At 66.4% G+C, this 15,759-nt stretch carries 15 protein-coding genes and 1 tRNA gene; 2 read left to right on the forward strand and 14 right to left on the reverse strand.

Annotation, left to right across the window (positions count from 1 at the left end; translation table 11 throughout):
* The first annotated feature begins 17 nt into the window (after positions 1–17).
* Positions 18–1,427, forward strand: a complete 1,410-nt coding sequence (locus AC1DQR_RS14790) for a LutB/LldF family L-lactate oxidation iron-sulfur protein (protein WP_416048188.1) — start codon at positions 18–20, stop codon at positions 1,425–1,427.
* Entirely contained in the window at positions 1,427–1,702 is a 276-nt protein-coding gene (locus tag AC1DQR_RS14795) for a hypothetical protein (protein ID WP_043345256.1), read from the forward strand. The genes AC1DQR_RS14790 and AC1DQR_RS14795 overlap by 1 nt, the downstream gene beginning before the upstream one ends.
* A 91-nt stretch (positions 1,703–1,793) precedes the next feature.
* Here AC1DQR_RS14795 and AC1DQR_RS14800 read toward each other — a convergent pair whose 3' ends face one another.
* From AC1DQR_RS14800 to boxC, 14 genes are all read right to left on the reverse strand, one after another.
* Entirely contained in the window at positions 1,794–2,588 is a 795-nt protein-coding gene (locus AC1DQR_RS14800; protein WP_150987767.1) for an ABC transporter ATP-binding protein, read from the reverse strand.
* A 1-nt stretch (position 2,589) separates the two neighbouring features.
* Complete coding sequence (locus AC1DQR_RS14805) at positions 2,590–3,486, reverse strand: ABC transporter permease (protein ID WP_150987764.1); 897 nt, start codon at positions 3,484–3,486, stop codon at positions 2,590–2,592.
* Positions 3,487–3,639: 153 nt separating this feature from the next.
* A complete protein-coding gene (locus tag AC1DQR_RS14810; protein ID WP_416048189.1) occupies positions 3,640–4,611 on the reverse strand; it encodes an ABC transporter substrate-binding protein in 972 nt (323 codons plus the stop codon).
* A gap of 333 nt (positions 4,612–4,944) precedes the next feature.
* Positions 4,945–6,003, reverse strand: a complete 1,059-nt coding sequence (locus AC1DQR_RS14815) for an aldo/keto reductase (protein ID WP_416048190.1) — start codon at positions 6,001–6,003, stop codon at positions 4,945–4,947.
* 59 nt (positions 6,004–6,062) lie between these two features.
* Entirely contained in the window at positions 6,063–7,097 is a 1,035-nt protein-coding gene (locus AC1DQR_RS14820; protein ID WP_416048191.1) for a quinone-dependent dihydroorotate dehydrogenase, read from the reverse strand.
* Between the two features lie 101 nt (positions 7,098–7,198).
* Complete coding sequence (locus AC1DQR_RS14825) at positions 7,199–8,044, reverse strand: arginyltransferase (RefSeq protein ID WP_477133240.1); 846 nt, start codon at positions 8,042–8,044, stop codon at positions 7,199–7,201.
* A gap of 91 nt (positions 8,045–8,135) precedes the next feature.
* Positions 8,136–8,876: a leucyl/phenylalanyl-tRNA--protein transferase gene (gene aat / locus AC1DQR_RS14830; RefSeq protein WP_416048193.1), complete on the reverse strand. Its 741-nt coding sequence runs from the start codon at positions 8,874–8,876 to the stop codon at positions 8,136–8,138.
* Between the two features lie 28 nt (positions 8,877–8,904).
* On the reverse strand, positions 8,905–9,489 hold the full coding sequence (locus AC1DQR_RS14835; protein WP_174422706.1) for an NUDIX hydrolase: 585 nt from the start codon (positions 9,487–9,489) through the stop codon (positions 8,905–8,907).
* Positions 9,490–9,682: 193 nt separating this feature from the next.
* Positions 9,683–9,758 (reverse strand) — tRNA-Met (locus AC1DQR_RS14840).
* A 123-nt stretch (positions 9,759–9,881) separates the two neighbouring features.
* Positions 9,882–10,634, reverse strand: coding sequence for an RES family NAD+ phosphorylase (locus AC1DQR_RS14845; RefSeq protein WP_416048194.1), 753 nt, complete (start codon positions 10,632–10,634; stop codon positions 9,882–9,884).
* Positions 10,594–10,983 carry an MbcA/ParS/Xre antitoxin family protein gene (locus tag AC1DQR_RS14850; protein ID WP_043345277.1) on the reverse strand — a complete coding sequence of 130 codons (390 nt, stop codon included), beginning with the start codon at positions 10,981–10,983 and terminating at the stop codon, positions 10,594–10,596. The genes AC1DQR_RS14845 and AC1DQR_RS14850 overlap by 41 nt, the downstream gene beginning before the upstream one ends.
* A 212-nt stretch (positions 10,984–11,195) precedes the next feature.
* Complete coding sequence (gene boxA, locus AC1DQR_RS14855; protein WP_477133241.1) at positions 11,196–12,431, reverse strand: benzoyl-CoA 2,3-epoxidase subunit BoxA; 1,236 nt, start codon at positions 12,429–12,431, stop codon at positions 11,196–11,198.
* Positions 12,432–12,515: 84 nt separating this feature from the next.
* Positions 12,516–13,940: a benzoyl-CoA 2,3-epoxidase subunit BoxB gene (gene boxB / locus AC1DQR_RS14860; protein ID WP_416048196.1), complete on the reverse strand. Its 1,425-nt coding sequence runs from the start codon at positions 13,938–13,940 to the stop codon at positions 12,516–12,518.
* A gap of 62 nt (positions 13,941–14,002) precedes the next feature.
* Complete coding sequence (gene boxC, locus AC1DQR_RS14865; RefSeq protein ID WP_416048197.1) at positions 14,003–15,688, reverse strand: 2,3-epoxybenzoyl-CoA dihydrolase; 1,686 nt, start codon at positions 15,686–15,688, stop codon at positions 14,003–14,005.
* Positions 15,689–15,759 lie beyond the last annotated feature (71 nt).

Genomic DNA, 15,759 nt, shown 5'->3' on the forward strand with positions numbered 1-15,759 from the left:
TTAGCGAGATCTCCGCTATGCAAGTTCGCAGCATGGAATTCAAAGCGCGCGCGGGCCAGAAGCTGGCCGACCAGCGCCTGCAGCAGAACCTCAAGAAGCTCTCCACCAAATTCGTCACGGCGCGCGCCGACGCCATCCGCGACATCGACTTCGATGCCACCCGCGAGGCACTCAAGGAGCGCCGCGACCGCGCGCTGCAGAACCTCGACGTCTGGCTCGCCACCTTCGAGGAAAACGCCACGCGCCGCGGCGCCACCGTGCTGTTTGCCGAGACCACGGCCGACGCCGCGCGGCTGGTAGCCGAGATTGCGCACAAGCACGGGGTGAAGAAGGTCATCAAGAGCAAATCGATGGTGACCGAGGAAATGCGCCTGAACCAGGTGCTGGGCGAGATGGGCGTGCAGAGCATCGAGACGGATCTGGGCGAATACATCCTGCAGATCAACGATGCCGAACCGCCGTCGCACATCATCGCTCCGGTAGTGCACAAGGACAAGGAAGAGATCGCCGATCTCTTCGCCAAGGTCCACCACAAACCGCGCCTGACCGATATCTCGGAGATGACGCGCGAGGCGCGTGAAGTGCTGCGGCCGGAATTTCTGTCGGCCGACATGGGCGTGACCGGCGGCAATTTCATCATTGCCGAAACAGGCTCGGTGGCGGTGGTGACCAATGAAGGCAACGAAGGCATGTGCACGGTGATGCCGCGCGTGCACGTGGCCGTGACCGGCATCGAGAAGGTGCTGCCGACGCTGGAAGACCTGGCTACCGTGATGCGGCTGCTGCCGCGCTCGGCCACCGGCCAGGCCATCTCGAACTACTTTTCGCTGCTGACCGGCCCGCGCGCCGAGGGCGAGCGCGACGGCCCGGAGCATATGTATTTCGTGCTGGTCGACGGCGGGCGCAGCGGCCTGATCGGCGGCGACTTCCAGGACATGCTGCGCTGCATCCGCTGCGGCGCTTGCATGAACCATTGCCCGGTGTACCAGAAGATCGGCGGCCATGCCTATGGCTGGGTCTACCCGGGCCCGATGGGCAGCGTGCTGACGCCGAGCTATGTCGGCATCGCCAACGCGCTGGACCTGCCGCAGGCTGCCACGCTGTGCGGAGAATGCAACCGCGTGTGCCCGGCTTCGATCCCGCTGTCGGACCTGCTGCGCAAGCTGCGCGAGAAGCAGATGGAGCGTGGCCTGCGTCCCTGGCAGGAGCGGCTCGGGCTGCAAGTGTGGGGCTACGTGGCGCGCCGCCCGGGGCTATATGCCTTCGCCACCCGCGTCGGCGCGCGCTTGCTCTCGCGCATGGGCGGCAGCAGCAAGCTGATTGCCAGCTTGCCGATGGCGGGCCGTGGGTGGACCGAGACCCGCGACCTGCCGGCACCGAGCGGACGCACGTTCCGCGAACTTTACAAAGAAAGGAGGGCGCGTTGATGGCCACGACTACGAACAATGCACCGGCGCTGGCAACCATGCGCGCCGCACTTGAACAACACATCGGCGGCCAGCTCGCGGCCGATGGCCTGGTGCGCAGCTGGCGCGAGGCAGCTCCCGGCCTGGTGCTGCCGCCGATGTTCGGGCAGGCGATGGAAGAGCTGCTGCGCCGGCTGGAGATGGCGGCGGTATTTGCGCAGGATAGCTGCTCGTTCTCGAGCACCGCCGTCACCGACCAGCTCAAGCGCTGGCTGGACAAGGCGGCCACAGCCTGAGCAGCCACATGCCGTGCCCGAATGCAAAAGGCCCCCGCTCAAGCGGGGGCCTTTTGCATGGGTGCGTGGCTAAGCGAACGAAGCGCGAGGCTCAGCCCAGCAGCAGGGCATCATCATCCAGCTGCTCATGCCGCGTCTGCTCGAACATGCGCAGCAGGTCCGGCACGTCCAGTCCGGCGCGCTGGTCGCCCGACACGTCCAGCACCACCTGGCCCTGGTGCAGCATCACGGTGCGTTGTCCGTAGTCCAGCGCCTGGCGCATGCTGTGCGTGACCATCATCGTGGTGAGCTTGGCTTCCTCCACGATCTTGGCGGTCAGCTCCAGCACGAAGGCGGCGGTCTTCGGGTCCAGCGCGGCGGTGTGCTCGTCCAGCAGCAGGATGCGCGAGGGCTGCAGCGAGGCCATTAGCAAGCTCACGGCCTGGCGCTGGCCGCCCGACAACAGGCCGATGCGGTCGGTCAGGCGGTTTTCCAGGCCGAGGTTGAGCAGGCGCAGCTTGTCGCGGAATAGCTCGCGCGAGGGCTTGTTCAGCGCTGCGCGAAAGCCCCGGCGGCTGCCGCGCGCCATGGCCAGCGCCATGTTTTCTTCGATCGTCAGTGCCTCGCAGGTGCCCGCCATCGGGTCCTGGAAGACGCGCGCCACCAACGGGGCACGGTCCCAGGCCGGCTTGCGCGTGACGTCGACGTCGTCGATCGTGATGCGGCCGGTGTCCACCATCTGATCGCCGCTGATGGCATTGAGGAAGGTGGATTTACCGGCGCCGTTGGAGCCGATCACGGCAACGAACTGGCCCGTCGGGATATCCAGGCTGAGGCCGCGCAGCGCGCGCGTCTCGATCGGGGTGCCGGGATTGAAGGTGAGTTTCAGGTCTTGTGCGCGCAGCATCTCAGGCACCTCCGTTCTTGCGGCCGAACAGCTTCTTGCGGGTCCCGGGCAACACCAGGGCACCGGTCACCAGTACGGCAGTGACCAGGTTCAGGTCCTGTGCCTTGAGGCCGATGAACTCGCTGTTCAGGGCCAGCGCAATGAAGAAGCGGTAGAGGATGGCGCCCAGCACCACGGCCAGCGTGGTGTACACCAGCCGGCGCGCTGGCAGGATGCTCTCGCCGATGATCACCGCGGCCAGGCCGATCACGATGGTGCCGATGCCCATGGAGATATCGGAGCCGCCCTGGGTCTGCGCGAACAGCGCGCCCGCGAGGGCCACCAGGCCGTTGGACAGCGCCATGCCCGCCAGCGTGGCGCGACCGGTGGCGATGCCCTGGGAGCGCGCCATGCGCGGATTGGCGCCGGTGGCTCGCATGGCCAGGCCGAGCTGCGAGGAGAAGAACCAGTCCAGGCCAAGCTTGGCCACGACCACCACGATCAGCAGCAGCGCGGGGCGCAGCATGTAGTCGGGCAGCCAGTCCGGCTGCAGGATGGTGAAGATGGTCGACTCGGTGATCAGCGGCACATTGGGCTTGCCCATGATGCGCAGGTTGATCGAGTACAGCGCGATCATCATCAGGATACTGGCCAGCAGGTCCATGATCTTGAGGCGCACGTTGAGCCAGCCGGTGACGAAGCCGGCAAAGGCGCCCGCAACAATCGCCAGCGCGGTGGCGATGAACGGATCCTGGCCCGAGGCGATCAGCGTGGCCGCCACGGCGCCACCCAGCGGGAAGCTGCCATCGACGGTCAGATCGGGAAAATTGAGGATGCGGAAGGAGATCAGCACCCCCAGGGCGACGAGGCTGAAGATCAGGCCGATCTCCAGGGCGCCCAGCAGGGAAAAGAGGGACATGGGGGAAATCCAGTTGCTTGTGTCCGGCACGGGAGGCCGAATCTGAAAACGCCTGGCGCGCTGCCCGGGTCAGGCGGCGCGGCGCAGGCGTTTCCGGGGGCGGGCCCGGATAGAGCCACCTGCGCGCGAACGCGCAGGGTCAGCGTGCCGTGATTACTTGATGACGGTCTTCGCTTCCTTGATCAGCTCGGGCGACAGCGTCACGCCTTGCTTCTCGGCCGCGCCGGTGTTCACGAACAGCTCCAGCTTGTCGCTGGTTTCCGAAGCGATCGCGCCGGGCTTCTCGCCCTTCAGGATACGCACCACCACCTTGCCGGTCTGATGGCCGAGGTCGCCGTAGTTGATGCCCAGCGCGGCAATGGCGCCACGCTTGACGCTGTCGGTATCGGCAGCCACCAGCGGGATCTTCGACTCGTTGGCGACCTTGACCAGGGCCTCGTACGCCGACACCACGTTGTTGTCGGTGTTGGTGTAGATCACATCGACCTTGCCGATCAGGCTCTTGGCGGCGGCGCCGATGTCGACCGTGCGCGGTGCGGCGGCTTCCTTCAGCGTCATGCCTTCCTTGGCCAGCATCGCCTTCAGCTCCTTGACCACCACCACCGAGTTGGCTTCACCGGGGTTGTAGACCATGCCGACCGTCTTGGCCTTGGGCACCACGCGCTTGATCAGGGCAACCTGGCGCTCCAGCGGCAGCTTGTCCGACACGCCGGTCACATTGGTGCCCGATGCGCTCCAGCTCTTGACCAGCTGGGCGGCGACCGGATCAGTCACGCCGGAGTACACCACCGGCACCGACTTGGTGGCGGCCACCACGGCCTGGGCCGACGGCGTGGCGATGGCCACGATCACATTGGGCTGGTCGCCAACGAACTTGCGGGCGATCTGCGCGGCCGTGCCGGTATTGCCCTGGGCGCTCTGGTATTCCCACTTCAGGTTCTTGTCGGCGTCAAAGCCGGCGGTCTTCAGCTCGTCGCGCACGCCATCGCGGATGGCGTCCAGCGCGGGATGGTCGACGATCGAGAGCACCTTGACGGTCTGGGCCTGCACGGCACCACCGTACAGCAGCGCGAGGGCGACGGCGCTGCCCAGGATGGTCTTGGTCGATGTCTTGAGACACTTCATAATTTTTAATCTCCCCCGGATATGGGTTCTGGGTGATGAGCCGCGTTTCGTTCTCGATAAGAACTGGTCCGCCGTCTTGCCCGGCGGCGCGCTGCGCCAACCGGCCGGTCCGTTGTGTGGGCGATACACCAGGCGGCAGGCTGGAGGACGCTCTTGTACAGCGGATACGACGGCGATAAGCCTGCGAGGATACCATTTTCGAGGCGGAATTTGCCCTGTTTTGCCCTGTTTTGCCCTGTTCCAGCGCGTCAGTAGGGGAAAACGGCAGGCCCGGAGCACGCCATGGGCGGCGCCGGGCGGCGCACCGTCGCTGGTGCCTGGAACGCGCAAGCGTTACTGCGCCGGATTGTGGATTTCGGCGTGGATGCGGGCAATGGCCGTGGTTACCGCCTCGGGCAGCGGCGTTTGCCAGGCATCGATGTTCTCGCGCAGTTGTTCCAGCGAGGTGGCGCCGACGATGGTGCTCGCCGCGAACCAGCGCGAGTAGCTCCAGGCCAGCGCCAGCGTTGCCGGCGAGAGGCCGTGCTCGCGTGCCAGCGTCACATAGCGGGCGGCCGCGGCCAGGCTTTCCGGGCGCAGGTAGCGCGGGCTCCAGTCGGGCGGGAAGCGGGTCAGGCGCCCCTTGGCCTGCGCGTCAAACACGGGGTGGGCGAGGTCGCCGCCGAGGTACTTGCCGGTGAGCTGGCCAAAGGCCAGCGGGCTGTATACCAGCAGGCTCACGTCGGTGCGAAAGCACGCCTCGTCCAGGCCCTGTTCGAAGCTGCGGTTGAGCAGGTTGTACGGGTTCTGGATGGTGGCGATGCGCGGCAGGCCGTGCAGCTCCGCCTGCTTGACGAACTCGGCCACGCCCCACGGCGTTTCGTTGGACACGCCGACATAGCGGATCTTGCCCGCACGCACCAGCTCGCCCATGGCTTCGAGCTGCGCCTGGATCGAGGCGCACTCGCGTTCATTGGCCGGATCGAACTGCTTTTGCCCGAAGATGGGCGCGTTGCGAGCGGGCCAGTGGATCTGGTACAGGTCGATGTAATCGGTCTGCAGGCGCGCCAGCGAGGCGTCCACCGCCGCGCGGATGCTGTCCGGGGTCAGGTCGCCGCCATTGCGGATCCACGGCATGCGCGCCGGGCCCGCCACCTTGGTGGCCAGCACGATGCGCTCACGCTGCTGGCGCTTGAGCCAGGTGCCGACGATGCGCTCGGTGCTGCCATAGGTCTCGGCACGCGGCTTGACCGGGTACATCTCTGCGGTGTCGATGAAGTTGATGCCGCGCGACACCGCGTAGTCGAGCTGGCTGTGGCCTTCGGCTTCGGTGTTCTGCTCGCCGAAGGTCATGGTGCCCAGGCAGATACGCGAAACCTGCAGTTCGCTGCGGCCAAGACGGGTGGTTTCCATGGCTATCCTTGTGAGGCTGGGGTGATAAGGCGCAAAAAAGCGGGTTTGGGCCGGGGCCGTCAGGCGCGCAGCGCGGCGGCGCATTCCTTGACCAGCACCGGGCCGCGGTAGATCAGCCCGCTGTACACCTGCACCAGTTGCGCGCCGGCCGCGATCTTGGCTTGCGCATCTGCACCGCTGAAGATGCCGCCCACGCCAACGATGGGCACCGCGTCCCCAACCACCGCGCGCAGGCTCTTGACCACGTGCGTGGAGGATTCGAACACCGGCCGGCCCGACAGGCCGCCGGCTTCCTCGCCGTGCGGCAGGCCCTTGACGGCGTCGCGGGCGATCGTGGTGTTGGTGGCGATCACGCCGTCGATCCGGTGACGGACCAGCGCATCGCCGATATTGCCGATCTGGTCGGCATCGAGGTCCGGCGCGATCTTGAGCGCGAGCGGCACGTAGCGCTTGTACTTGTCGGCCAGGCGCTGCTGCGCGTCCTTGAGCGTGGACAGCAGGTGGTCGAGCTCGCTGGCGCCCTGCAGCTGGCGCAGGTTCTTGGTGTTCGGCGAGGAGATATTGACGGTGACGTAGCTGGCGTGCGGGTAGACCCGTTCCAGGCAGTGCAGGTAATCGTCCACCGCGCGCTCGATCGGCGTATCGGCGTTCTTCCCGATGTTCAGGCCCAGCACGCCGCCGTCGGCTTTCCAGCGCGACGCGTTCACATTGGCGATAAAGGCATCCACGCCGCCGTTGTTGAAACCCATGCGGTTGATCAGCGCATCCGCCTGCGGCAGGCGGAACATGCGCGGCCGCGGGTTGCCCGCCTGCGGGCGCGGCGTTACGGTGCCTACCTCGATAAAGCCGAAGCCGAAGGCGGCCAGCCCGTCGATGTAGGCGCCATCCTTGTCGAGTCCGGCGGCCAGGCCAACCGGGTTGGGGAAGCGCACGCCCATCACCGTGCGCGGGTCATCGGCGATGGTATTGCCGATGCAGCCCGCCAGCCCCATGCGCTTGGCGCGGAGCAGGTTGTTGAGGGTGAAATGGTGAGCGTCCTCCGCATCCATCGAGAACAGGGCGGGGCGAAACAGGGGGTAGAGCGCGTTCAGCACAGGGAATCAGCTTGGAAGTCGGGACCAAGGCGGCATTGTAACGGTTGGGCCGGATTGGGTACTGCGCCGCAGACGCGGGCATGACTTGCGCAGGCTGTCCGCTACAGGCTGTTTTCCGGGGCTTCGTCGCCGGGCTGCGGCGGCACGACGGGCACAGCGGTGGGCGATGCCACGGCGGGTGCCGCATCCCGCAGCGACGCTGGCGCCGCATCGAACGMGCGCCACTGGTTKSCGGTCAGCACCTGSAGCGGCTGGTAGCGCGCCTTRTAGGCCATYTTKCGGCTRTCGGCGATCCAGTAGCCCAGGTACAGGTGTGGCAGGGCGAGTTCGCGGGCCTGTTGGATTTGCCACAGGATGTTGTAGGTGCCGTAGCTGGCGTGCACCTCCAGCGGGTCGTAGAAGGTGTAGACCGAGGACAGGCCATCGTCGAGCACATCGATCATGCTGACCATGCGCAGCCGCCCGGCCTCGGGCGAGCCCGGCGGCTCGCGGAATTCAACCAGCCGCGAGTTGACCCGGCTTTGCAGCAGGAACTGCTCGTACTGGTCGCGGCTGTCCTGGTCCATGCCGCCGCCGGCGTGGCGCATCGACTGGTACAGCAGGTAGAGCGAATAATGCTCTTCCACATAGGTGAGCGGCGCTACCAGCGCCTGCAGGCCGCCGTGCTGGCGCCAGGCCCGGCGCTGGCTGCGGTCAGGGAGGAACTGGTCGACCACCACGCGGCATGGCGTGCAGGCGTGGCATTCATCGCAATAGGGGCGGTAGGTAAAGATGCCGCTGCGCCGGAAGCCGGCGCGCACCAGCCGCGAATAGACATCCGCATTGATCAGGTGGGCGGGCGTGGCCACTTGAGAGCGCGCCATGCGGCCATCGAGGTAGCTGCAAGCGTAGGGTGCCGTAGCGTAGAACTGCAACGCGGAAAGGGGGAGTTCCTTTAGCTTGCTCATGTGTCTGCAACGGCCAGGGATGAAACAGCAACGCGGGAAAGCCGATGGCGCGGCGACCAGGCCTTGCGGCGAGTGGCCTATGCGGTGAGCCCTAGGGCTGCACCTGAGTCCATCTCTGCAGCACCGTCTTGTCAAAACCCCACGGCACGATATCCGGCTGGCGGGTGGCAATGCGGATATGGGCCGCAAACTCCGCACGCGGGATGGGACTCGCCCCTAGCGAAGCCAAGTGATCGGTTTCCTGCTGGCAGTCTATCATCGCCACGCCGTGGTTGCCGAGGAACGCGCACAGCGCGGCCAGGGCGATCTTGGAGGCATCGGTGCGCCGCGCGAACATCGATTCGCCATAGAACATCCGCCCGAGCGCCACGCCGTACAGGCCGCCCGCGCGCTCGCCCTGGTACCAGGTCTCCACGCAATGAGCCAGGCCATTGTGGTGGAGTGCACCATAGGCGGCGATGATGTCCTCGGTGATCCAGGTGCCATGCTGGCCATCGCGCGGGGTTTCGGCGCAGGCCTGCATCACGGCGATAAAGTCATCGTCGACGCGGACTTCCCAGTCGGGGTCGCGCAGCACGCGCTTGAGGGTCTTGCGGAAAGTGCTGGAAACGCGCAGTGCCTGCGGCGGCAGCACCATGCGGGGATCGGTGCTCCACCACAGCACCGGCTGGCCTTCGGCATACCAGGGAAAGATGCCTTGCCGGTAAGCCAGCAGCAGGCGCTGGGCCGACAACTCGCGGCTGGCCGCAAGCAGGCCGGGTGCGTCGGAGCCCGGGCCGAGCGCACGCTCGACCGGCGGGAACGGATCATGCGGATCCAGCCAGGTGATCATGCGGGCATTGCGGGCAACGTACCCGGGTTCAGGGTTCGACCGTGGCCCGGGTGGTCAGCGGGCGCATCGGCTTGTCGATATCCAGGCTGTGCAGGCGGAAGGTGCCGTCGGCTAGCCGTCCCGCCGCGCGATCCGCGAAGAAGCAGCGCAACGAATGGATCACGGTGGGGAAGGCCAGTTCGTCCCAGGGTACGTCGGCTTCCTCGACCAGCTTTACCTCCAGGCTTTCCTCGCCCGCGGAGATGTCCAGGTCTTCCAGTGTTGCCAGGTAGAACATGTGCACCTGATGCACATGCGGCACATTCAGGATCGAGAACAGTTCGCCGACCTGCACCCGTGCCCCGGCTTCCTCCAGCGTCTCGCGCGCGGCGCCCTGCGCGGTGGTCTCGCCGATCTCCATGAAGCCGGCCGGCAGCGTCCAGAAGCCATAGCGCGGCTCGATGGCGCGCTTGCACAGCAGGACCTTGTCCTCCCACACGGGAATGGTGCCGACCACATTGCGCGGGTTGACGTAGTGGATGGTGCTGCAGTTGTCGCACACTGAACGCAGGCGCGAGTCGCCTTCAGGGATGCGCAGCACGACCGCATGGCCGCAGTTCGAGCAGAATTTCATGAGGGGCGTCCGGGAGGAATGGCGAAAGTGTATCACCGCCGATGGGGGCTGCCGGGGGTGGGATGCGAGTTTGGGGTGGGCTAGCGCGCGGGACCGCACCGAAGTCGAGCGCTCGGCGCGCAAAACAAAAAACGCCCATATAGGGCGTTGGTTTGCTTTGCTTCGACCGTGACTGCATTGGCATGCAGGCGTTTGGTTGCGGGGGCAGGACTTGAACCTGCGACCTTCGGGTTATGAGCCCGACGAGCTGCCAACTGCTCCACCCCGCGTCCGTCGAAGAAAAAGATTATAAGGCAAATCCTGGCGTAGTGCAACAGCCAATTGCGCCGGAATGGCGAAGGGCGCAAGAACTCACCCTGATAAGGATCGCGGCCGCAATGGCGCGCCGGGGTTCAGGCCGGGTCGGGACTGGCCTTGCTGCGCTGCCAGACGCTGGCGGCAAACTGGAAGCTGTCCCGCTGCAGCAGGTCGTCGCGTTGCCAGATGACGCGGTCAGGCCGCACGGTCAGCATCCAGGTGGTGGTGACGCGTGGCTGCGGTTCGGCGAAGGCGCGCGGGGTCAGCAGTGCGGCGCAGGCGCCGTGCTCCGGGTCGCGCACCGAGGTGTAGCGGATCATGCCGAGGCCTGCTTCCCGGGCCGTGCGGGCCAAGGCCTGGCAGGCATCATAGTGGTCGGGATCGGTCCACTTCGCTGCGTCTTCGGCAAAGGGCGGGGCGTCGAGCGCGATGCCGTCGGTGCGCACGCTGACCTGGAACAAGGTGTGGGGCCGGGCGTCGATGCGGGGCAGCGCCGGGCTGTCGAGCAGGAAGCGCCAGCGCCAGTAGCCCAGTTCCGCGCAGGCGGTGCGAATATCGTCCGCGCCGTAGAACACGCCAGGATCCTGCTCGGCGCGAAAGCGCGAGCCCCAGGGCGAGGGCGGGTAGCGAAAGGGCGTGAACAGAAGATAGTGCAGGTGGCGTGCGTCGGCGGGCACCGCGGGCTTGCCGGCGTCCAGCACGGCTTCCAGCACGGCCTGCTCCTCCAGGCTGTCGACCAGCGGCATGGTCGATACCACATGCTGGGCCTCAACCGCGCGCCAGAGCGTGAGCGCAAACAGCTTGCGCTCAGACGCGACCGCGGGTGGCATCCAGATAGTGAACGACACGTACCAGGCCCTCAGTTGTGCGGATCAGGTCGAGCGGCTTGCCACCCAACGCCAGGTTTTCATTGGCCAGCCAGAGGCGGGCCTGGTCGCTGTGGCCGAGGATGGCGTCGAGCGAGCGGAACAGGCGCACGAACAGCACGCCGAACTCCCATTCCTTGCGATGCGCATCGAGCACATAGCCCCCGGAAGCCATTCGGGACACCGAGGCGGTACTGATGCCCAGCACGTTGGCCACGCCTGCCTGGCTGATGCCAAGGAAGCCGGCTGCACGCATGACCGCCTTGGTGAGGGTGGTGCCGGGGTCCGGACTGCCGGCAGGAAGATGCTCCGGGACTTGCTTGGGTTGCATCGCCTCGCTCCTGTTTCTTCAGAAACATTATAGGCGGTTCGTTTCGTAAGGGAAGCGGGAAAACACCATCTTTATCCGCATGGCTTGGTGGCCTCGCCCACTGCCGAATGCGCACTTGTCCTGTATATGACCTTCTGCGGCGCTCTGCGTTGCGAGGGTGTGGGGCGCAACGGAGCGAGGCCTTCCGCAGGATCGGTATGTCTCAGTACGTCTCAGTACGTCTCGATATGCAGCCGTCCCTCTGTCTTCATGGCAGCTTCCAGTTCACCCCAGGCCAGCCCGGCACCTGCGCAAACCTCTGCGAACGCAGCCAGCACCCCGTCTTCCATTCCCTTGAGGCCACAGATGTAGACATGGCCGTGCGGATCGTTGAGCAGCGCCGCCACGCGGGCGCCGGCTTCGCGGATGGCGTCCTGCACATAGCGCCGGGGCTGGCCGGGATCGCGCGAGAAGGCGAGATGGATATCGAGGAAGCTCGGCAGCAGTTTCATCAACGGGCCGAAGTACGGCAGTTCCCGCGCGTTGCGGGCGCCGAAGAACAACAGGCGCTGTCCGTCGAATTGCTCGACGTTGCGCCGCATGTGTTCCGTCATGGCGCGCATCGGGGCCGAGCCGGTGCCGGTGCAGATCATCATCACGCTGGCTTCACGGTGGTTGGGCATCAGGAAGGTGGTGCCGAACGGGCCGACCACGCGCACTTCGTCGCCGCGCGCGAGATCGCACAGGAAGTTGGATGCCACGCCGCGCACCGGCTGCCCGTCATGATCCTGCTCGACGCGCTTCACGGTGAGCGCCAGGTTGTTGTAGCCCGGCCGCTCGCCGTCGCGCGGGCTGGCGATCGAGTACATGCGGATGTAGTGCGGCTTGCCGTTGGCGTCGGTGCCGGGCGGCACGATGCCGATGGCCTGGCCTTCCAGCACCGGGAAATAGTGCTGCCCGAAATCCAGCACGATGTGATGCACGTCGCTCGATGCGTCGTCGGCGGTCAGGCGGTAGTTGCCGGCCACGGTGGCGGTGACGGGGGCGCGCACGCCGTGCAGGTTGACATACGGATGCGCCGCCGACCACGGCGCCTTGGGCGAGGTATGCCGGCTGGTTTCCACCTGCTGGGTTTGCGGCTCCTGCCCGGTCTGCGGCGAAGCCGGATCCGGCGCGCTATCGATCCCCGCGTCCGCGGGCAAGGGCAGGCTGGCGGGGAGCTCGTCCCATAGCAACTGCGCCTCGATCGGATAGGCCGCGCTTTTGAGCATCGTGCGCCAGTTGTCGATCGCGCCGGTGGGGCACGGCCCCAGGCAGGCGCCGCAGCCGTTGCACACGTCGGCCCTGACCACGTAGTTGCGGTCGTCATGGGTGATCGCGTCGATCGGGCAGGTGTCTTCGCAGGTGTTGCAGCGGATGCAGATCTCGGGGTCGATCAGGTGCTGCTTGATGATGTCGGGGGCGCCCATCTCTTTGGTCTCCTTGGCGCGCGGCCGGTCTGTCGCCGGCGCTGCGCCGCATGTTGCCCGTGGGTCAGTCCGGGCTGGTCAGGGTCAGTTGAAGCGCACGTACTCGAAATCCATCGGCTGGCGGTTGACGCCCACCACCGGCGGAGCGATCCAGTTGGCGTACTTGCCGGGTTCGGTGATCCGGCCCATCAGCGAGGCCACGAAGGCGCGGTCCTCGTCGGTTGCCAGCCACTCGCGCTCGCCGGCCTGCCATTGCGTTTCGGTGAGCAGCTCGCCGGCCGGCGAGACATGGACGTTGGCCAGGCTGCCGATCTTGCGGTTGAACGCCTTGTGCGGCACCGTCATGCGGAACGCGATGCCGTGCTTTTCGATCACCTTGTTCCAGCGCGCCACGCCGCCGAGCGTGTCCTTGACGTAGTCGTCGCGCAGCACCTCGTTGAGCGCGTTGAGCATGGGCACCTCACGCTCGCCCAGGCGGCCGTCGGTGACGTCGAGGATGCGGTACACGTCGCTCTTGAGCACATGGTCGTCGCCGCGCTTGCCTTCCTCGAAGCGGCCCTTGAGCCCGGCGCTGTAGAAAGTGGCGGCGTTGGACGACTGGTCGGCGCCGAACAGGTCGATGGTCACGCTGTAGTGGAAGTTGAGGTAGCGCTGGATGGTATCGAGATCGATCACGCCAGCGGCACGCACGTCCGCGGGATCCTGGATGTCGCGCTCGCGCATGACTTCGCAGGTGCGCTGGATCACGCGCGAGATGCCGGACTCGCCGACGAACATGTGGTGGGCTTCTTCGGTCAGCATGAAGCGCGTGGTGCGCGCCAGCGGGTCGAAGCTGGATTCGGCCAACGCGCAGAGCTGGAACTTGCCGTCGCGGTCGGTGAAGTGGGTGAACATGAAGAAGGCCAGCCAGTCGGGCGTGCGCTCGTTGAAGGCGCCCAGGATGCGCGGGTTGTCCTCGTCGCCGGAGCGCCGCCCCAGCAGCGCCTCGGCCTCTTCCCGCCCGTCGCGCCCAAAATGGCGATGCAGCAGGTACACCATGGCCCACAAGTGGCGGCCTTCTTCCACATTGACCTGGAACAGGTTGCGCAGGTCGTAGAGCGAGGGGCAGGTCATGCCCAGGTGGCGTTGCTGCTCCACCGAGGCCGGCTCGGTGTCGCCCTGGGTGACGATGATGCGCCGCAGGTTGGCGCGATGCTCGCCCGGCACTTCCTGCCAGGCCGCTTCGCCTTTGTGCTCGCCGAAATGGATGCGGCGTGCCGGGTCGGCGGGCTGGAGGAAGATGCCCCAGCGATAGTCGGGCATCTTGACGTGGTCGAAGTGCGCCCAGCCGGAAGGATCGACCGAGACCGCCGTGCGCAGGTAGACATCGTGCTGGTGCGAGCCTTCGGGTCCCATGTCGCGCCACCAGTCGAGAAAGGCGGGCTGCCAGTGCTCGAGCGCGCGCTGCAGCGCACGGTCGTCGGACAGGTTGACGTTGTTCGGGATCTTCTGGCTGTAGTCGATGCTCACGGGGTTGTCTCCTTGTCTTGTTTTTTGTTGCGTGGGCGGCTGGCCCAATTGGGCAAACGGGCTCAGACGCGGTCCCAGTCGAAGCGGGCCTTGTTGCCCGAGCCGAACACCTTGAGCGCGCCTTGCTCGCCCACCGCGTTGGGCCGGTTGAAGATCCAGTTCTGCCAGGCGGTGAGGCGGCCGAAGATGCGGGTCTCCATGGTCTCCACCGGCCCGAAGCGCAGGTTGGCTTCGAGTCCCGTCAAGGCGTCCGGCGACAGGCTGGCGCGCTCCTCGATGGCAATGCGGATCTCGTCTTCCCAGTCGATGTCGTCGGGCGTGGCGGTGACGAGGCCGAGCGAGGCGGCATTGATGGCGTCGAGCGGCGCGCCGATATGGTCCTGCACGGCCTGGACCGCCACCTCGTCCTGGTAGAAACGCGCGGCCAGCCGGGTCAGCCCGTTGACGGCCGGATAGCGGCCGAAGTTGGCGGCGCTGGCGAACACGCGCGGCGCATCGTCCGGCGCGTCGGGCAGGTGCAGCATGTAGCTGCGGTCGGCGGCCAGGGCCAGTTCCAGCAACGTGCCGGCAAAGCAGGAGTCCGGCTCGATCAGCGCAAACAGCGTGCGCGACGACACCTCCAGGCGCGCCAACGTGCGGCGTAGCATGCCGATGGTTTCGCGCACGAACCAGTGCCCGGCATGCGCATCCAGCAGCGCATCGGTGGCCAGCACCTGATGGGGATCGCCCTCGGTCTTGAGGATCCACATGCCGATGTCGAGATGGTTGGCGCGCAGCGTGAGGATGGCGTCGTCGAGTTCGCGCGCCATCTTCAGCGGCCACCAGTCGGCGCCGGCGGCAAGGATCGCGGCCAGCGCCTGCGGCTGGTGCTTGGCCGGACCGAAGACCGTTAGCGTGGCCTTGCGGGCATGCGGGTCGATATGGACCTGGACCGTGTCATAGCGGTAGCCGTGCGCCTCCTGGCGGCGCGACAGTGGTGTGAGCTTCACGCCATCGTGGCCGGCGGGGCGGTCGCTCTGCGCGGCCAGCGCGAGCGCGCGCTGTTGCACATGCTCTGCGAAGCGCGCCGGCTTGACCACGGCATCGACCAGCTTCCAGTCGTGCGCCCGCTGCCCGCGCACGCCCTCGGTGGTGGTGCAGAAGATGTCGGCGTGGTCGCGCCGCACCCGGCGCTTGTCGGTGATGCGCGTGAGCCCGCCGGTGCCAGGCAGCACGCCCAGCAGCGGTACTTCGGGCAGGCTGACGGCGGAGGAGCGGTCGTCGACCAGCACGATCTCGTCACAGGCCAGGGCCAGCTCATAGCCACCGCCGGCGGTGGTGCCGTTGCAGGCCGCGATGAACTTCAAGCCAGAGTGGCGGCTGGCGTCCTCGATGCCATTGCGGGTTTCGTTGGTGAACTTGCAGAAGTTCACCTTCCAGGCGTGCGATGACTTGCCGAGCATGAAGATGTTGGCGCCTGAGCAGAAAATGCGGTCCTTGGCGCTGGTGAGGACCACGGTGCGCACTTCCGGGTGCTCGAAGCGGATGCGCTGCACGGCGTCGTGCAGTTCGATGTCCACGCCGAGGTCGTAGGAGTTCAGCTTGAGGGCATAGCCGGGGCGCAGGCCGCCGTCTTCGTCGACATCCATGGACAGCGTGGCCACCGGGCCGGCGAATGTCAGCTTCCAGTGGCGGTATTGCGCGGGGTCGCGCTCAAAGGTGACGGGGTCTTGCTCGGTGGTGGCGGTGGGAGTGGCCGGGGCGGACATCGTGGTCTCCTTTATGCATTATATTGTCGATCATCCCTTGCGATGAAATATAGTGCACAAATCTGGCCGAC

Source organism: Cupriavidus sp. 05L411 (genome assembly GCF_056398045.1).

What these genes read in the sequence shown, in the direction of transcription:
- AC1DQR_RS14790 (WP_416048188.1), top strand. Translation starts at nt 18, where the DNA reads ATGCAAGTTCGCAGCATGGAATTCAAAGCGCGCGCGGGCCAGAAGCTG.
- AC1DQR_RS14795 (WP_043345256.1), top strand. Translation starts at nt 1,427, where the DNA reads ATGGCCACGACTACGAACAATGCACCGGCGCTGGCAACCATGCGCGCC.
- AC1DQR_RS14800 (WP_150987767.1), bottom strand. Translation starts at nt 2,588, where the DNA reads ATGCTGCGCGCACAAGACCTGAAACTCACCTTCAATCCCGGCACCCCG.
- AC1DQR_RS14805 (WP_150987764.1), bottom strand. Translation starts at nt 3,486, where the DNA reads ATGTCCCTCTTTTCCCTGCTGGGCGCCCTGGAGATCGGCCTGATCTTC.
- AC1DQR_RS14810 (WP_416048189.1), bottom strand. Translation starts at nt 4,611, where the DNA reads ATGAAGTGTCTCAAGACATCGACCAAGACCATCCTGGGCAGCGCCGTC.
- AC1DQR_RS14815 (WP_416048190.1), bottom strand. Translation starts at nt 6,003, where the DNA reads ATGGAAACCACCCGTCTTGGCCGCAGCGAACTGCAGGTTTCGCGTATC.
- aat (WP_416048193.1), bottom strand. Translation starts at nt 8,876, where the DNA reads ATGATCACCTGGCTGGATCCGCATGATCCGTTCCCGCCGGTCGAGCGT.
- AC1DQR_RS14835 (WP_174422706.1), bottom strand. Translation starts at nt 9,489, where the DNA reads ATGAAATTCTGCTCGAACTGCGGCCATGCGGTCGTGCTGCGCATCCCT.
- AC1DQR_RS14850 (WP_043345277.1), bottom strand. Translation starts at nt 10,983, where the DNA reads ATGCAACCCAAGCAAGTCCCGGAGCATCTTCCTGCCGGCAGTCCGGAC.
- boxA (WP_477133241.1), bottom strand. Translation starts at nt 12,431, where the DNA reads ATGGGCGCCCCCGACATCATCAAGCAGCACCTGATCGACCCCGAGATC.
- boxC (WP_416048197.1), bottom strand. Translation starts at nt 15,688, where the DNA reads ATGTCCGCCCCGGCCACTCCCACCGCCACCACCGAGCAAGACCCCGTC.